Annotated in this window: 4 protein-coding genes; 2 read left to right on the forward strand and 2 right to left on the reverse strand. The window is 60.1% G+C overall.

All coding sequences use genetic code 11. The features are described from left to right. Window positions 1-485 (reverse strand): AraC family ligand binding domain-containing protein (locus VEZ38_RS06415; protein WP_324892517.1); only part of this gene is annotated, 485 nt, incomplete at its 3' end. Window positions 486-508: 23 nt separating this feature from the next. Further along, a complete protein-coding gene (locus tag VEZ38_RS06420; protein WP_324892518.1) occupies window positions 509-1,570 on the reverse strand; it encodes a zinc-binding alcohol dehydrogenase in 1,062 nt (353 codons plus the stop codon). 247 nt (window positions 1,571-1,817) lie between these two features. Between VEZ38_RS06420 and VEZ38_RS06425 the strand changes: the two genes are divergently transcribed. Both VEZ38_RS06425 and VEZ38_RS06430 read left to right on the forward strand, forming a co-directional pair. Continuing rightward, entirely contained in the window at window positions 1,818-2,849 is a 1,032-nt protein-coding gene (locus VEZ38_RS06425; RefSeq protein ID WP_324892519.1) for an HD-GYP domain-containing protein, read from the forward strand. Window positions 2,850-2,955: 106 nt separating this feature from the next. After that, window positions 2,956-3,710, forward strand: a 755-nt coding sequence (locus VEZ38_RS06430) for a Ku protein (RefSeq protein ID WP_324892520.1), incomplete at its 3' end; no start/stop codon positions are given.

The following is a 3,710-nucleotide window of genomic DNA, read 5'->3' on the forward strand; positions in this document are numbered from 1 at the left end:
GCGTCCGGCCGCGTCTCGAGCAGCGCGTTGTTCAGCAGCAGATAGAGCAGTTCCAGCGCCTTCGCTTGCTTGAGGATGGAGCTGAGCGGCTGCTTGTCGCCGAGCACGTCCTTCAGTTGATGAAACACCCGCTCGAACGCGTCGGTATCCCTAAGCTGAAAGACGTACGGAATCGAAAACATACGCAAGGCGTCGAAGACGCCGGCGATCTTATAAGTAAAGTGCCACCACAGAAATACCGTCTCGTCGGACGACGTCTTGTAATGGTCGTGCTCCACGTTCGGCGGAATCGTAATGACCGAGCCCGGCTTGATGTCGAAGACGTCTTTCCCGATTCTAAGCTTCGCCTCGCCCGTCTTATGATAGGAGACGATGTAATGCGAGGACGTCCGCCGGACGGTATTCATCTCCCGCCGGACGTGAATGTCGAAAGCGTCGATTTCGAGCTGCGCCTTGCGCAGCAAGCTGTCATGCCACCTGTCCATGCCGCGTCACCCTCTTATCGAAATTACAGGCCCGTCAAGTCGACGCCCAGCTTAATGCTGAGCTCCGGACGGCGATCAACGTACGTCTCGTACCCCGACGCCGCTTCCTCCAACGGTACGACCGGGTATACGATGTCCTCGCATTGCAGCTTCGAGGCCGAAAGCAGCGCCCAGCACTCGTCTTCGATCCGCCGCCAGCTCCATCGGGGATGGTCCGGATTCGGCTCGCTGCAGGCGCGGGAGAATACGATCTTCGCGTTGTTGAAGTGGGCTTCCTTGCCCCAATCCATGCCGCCTCGGAACGGCCGCGCCCAGCCGACGTACGCGATCGTTCCGCCGTAGGCGACCCCGCGAAGCGCTTGTTGAAGGGCGAATTCGTTGGCGCTCGTCTCGATGACGACGTCGACGCCGCGCTTTCCCGTCGCCTTCTTCAGCTCGAGCCCGACGTCCGACGCATTCGGGTCGAACGCCGCGTCGGCGCCGTGTCGGAGCGCGGCCTCCCGCCGCAGCTCGATCGGGTCGACGACCGCCACGTAGCTCGCCCCCGCCAGCTTCGCCATCTGCGCCGCCAGCTGCCCGATCGCGCCGAGTCCGATCACCGCGACGGCATCGCCTAAGCGCAGCCCGCTGTCGCGGACGCCGCCGAGCGCGAATTGCGCGGGATCGAAGCAGACGGCGTTTTTCCATGACATCCCGCTCGGCATTTTCTTCAGATAATAGTTGTCGACGGCGCGAACGAGATGCTCCTCCCGAATGCCGCCGTAGCCGCAGACCCGGTCCCCGACCGCGTAGTCGGTTACTTCCGCGCCGACCTCCGTCACGATCCCGACCCATTGGTTGCCGAGGTTCCAAGCCCCGAAGGGCCCTTCCCGATCGTCCGGCTTCTCCCGCGGCAAGAACGCTCTCCACGCTTCGTCGTAATATTCGTTCCGATGCGGACTCTCGTTCCGAAAGGCGGCCAGCTCCGAGCCGTGCTTCGGCGAGGCGTGAGTCACCTTCACCCGGGCTTGCTGCGGTCCCGTCGTTCCTCCGTCGATGTCTACGAGCGCCGCCTTGCGCGGAGCGACCGCCACCAGCTGTTTCATTCCGCTTCCTCCGTTTATCTCCAATGTTACCGCTTACATCGAAATATAACATGGAACCCGCTGTCGCGTTATGGCACCGATAAAGTAGATTTTATCATTTTTACAGGTTTGCTTCCGGCAGCCAGCCTTCCCTGCGCCCCGCAACTAGCTGAAAAAACCGTGTCGACAATCCTTCTAAAGTGCTATATCATTAGTGGGCAATGGTTACTTTTGCTTGTTGACGAACCGAACCGAGGTGCTCCCCCGAATGAGGCTGCACATTACGAAGGTGCACGCGGGCGACCTGCTCCGAGAGCATGTCTATACACCGAGCGGCTTACATGTTTTGGCGCCGGGTACGATCATGACCGACGTGCACATCGCGTTGCTGCTGCGCCACCAAATCGAATACGTCGAGATCGACGACGCCCGCCCGAACGCGCCGAATCCGCATGACGCCCCGGATACCGCATTTCAGGCTCAGTACGACATCGCCGTCGGCCGGATGAAGACGATGTTCGACGAAGCGTTCCAGAACGGCTTCATCAAGCCGGAGGTCGTCGATCAAACCTACGATCCGCTGGTCGAATCGATGCGGCAGGAAACCGACGTCGTCGGCCTGCTGCTTTCGCTGGACTCGAAGGACGATTACACCTACGAGCATTGCATTCAGGTCGGGATGCTCTCGTATTATATCGCGAAGTGGCTGAATTACTCCGAGGAGGAGGCATACGGCGTCGGCAAAGCCGGCTTCCTCCACGATATCGGCAAGAGCAAAATCCACAAGACGATTCTGCTGAAGCCGTCGCGCCTTACCGACGAGGAATACGACGAAATCAAGCGGCACACCGAATACGGGTACGAGATCGTGATGAACAGCGTGCACGATCGCGTGGCCGCCTACGCCGCGCTGCAGCATCACGAACGCGCCAACGGCAAAGGCTACCCCTTCGGCATTACGTACGAATGGGTGCATCCGGTTTCGAAAATCGTCGCCGTCGCCGATATTTACAGCGCCATGATCTCTTCGCGCGTATATCAGCAGAAGCGGGATTTGTTCGTGGTGCTGAAGGAGCTGTACGACCTGAGCTTTACCGAGCTCGACCCGATGATCACGCAGACGTTCATCCGCCGCATGATCCCGAATTTTATCGGCAAGCTCGCCGTGCTGACGGACGGCCGCATCGGGGAAATCGTGCTCAATCATACGACCGAGCTGTTTCAGCCGCTCGTGCGCATCGGCAACGAGTTCGTCGACCTCGCCCGCGTCGATACGGAGATCGAGAAGATCGTCAGCTGACGCATATCCCGCCCCCCGCAACGGTTTCGCGACCGCGGCGGGGGTTTTTTCCGTTCCGAGACGCGCATACTAAGCGCAAATTCGACGGACGGAGGGCAACGCAACCATGCACACGATTTGGAAAGGCGCGATCAGCTTCGGTCTCGTAAACATCCCGGTAAAGATGTACGCCGCTACGGAGGACAAGGATATTTCGATGCGGATGCTGCACCGGGCGTGCGGCACGCCGATCTCCTACAGCCGCCGCTGCCCGCATTGCGAGACGCCGGTCGAGAACGAACAGATCGTCAAGGGCTTCGAATATGAAAAGGGACGCTTCGTCCGCTTCGACAAGGACGAGCTCGATGCGTTAAGCGCGGATGCGAGCCGCGAAATCAAAATCGTCGACTTCGTGAACCTGAGCGAGATCGACCCGATTTATTTTCAGAAAACGTATTACCTCGGCCCCGGCGACACCGGCGCCAACGCGTACGGCCTGCTGCTCGCGGCGCTCGCCGACACCGGCAAGATCGGCATCGCCAAGGTGACGATCCGCAACAAATCGTCGCTCGCGGCGATTCGAATCGTGGACGGCTGCATCTCGATGGAGACGATTTATTATCCGGACGAGGTGCGTCCCGCGCAGAACGTACCGAACCTGCATACGACGCGCGGCGTCGTGAGCGAACGGGAGCTGACGATGGCGAAGATGCTCATCGACCAGCTGTCGGTCCCGTTCGACCCGGGCAAGTACCACGACGACTACCGCGAGCAAGTGATGGGTCTCATTCAAGCGAAGATCGCGGGGCAAGACTTCGAGGTGGCTCCCGAGCCGCGCCGCACGAACGTTGTCGATCTCATGTCGGCGCTGCAGGCGTCGCT

The sequence above is a fragment of the Paenibacillus sp. genome (assembly GCF_035645235.1).
Lineage (GTDB): Bacteria > Bacillota > Bacilli > Paenibacillales > YIM-B00363 > Paenibacillus_AE.

Bases quoted from the DNA above. Each gene is read 5' to 3' on its own strand.
- VEZ38_RS06420 (WP_324892518.1), bottom strand. From the start codon at position 1,570: ATGAAACAGCTGGTGGCGGTCGCTCCGCGCAAGGCGGCGCTCGTAGAC.
- VEZ38_RS06425 (WP_324892519.1), top strand. From the start codon at position 1,818: ATGAGGCTGCACATTACGAAGGTGCACGCGGGCGACCTGCTCCGAGAG.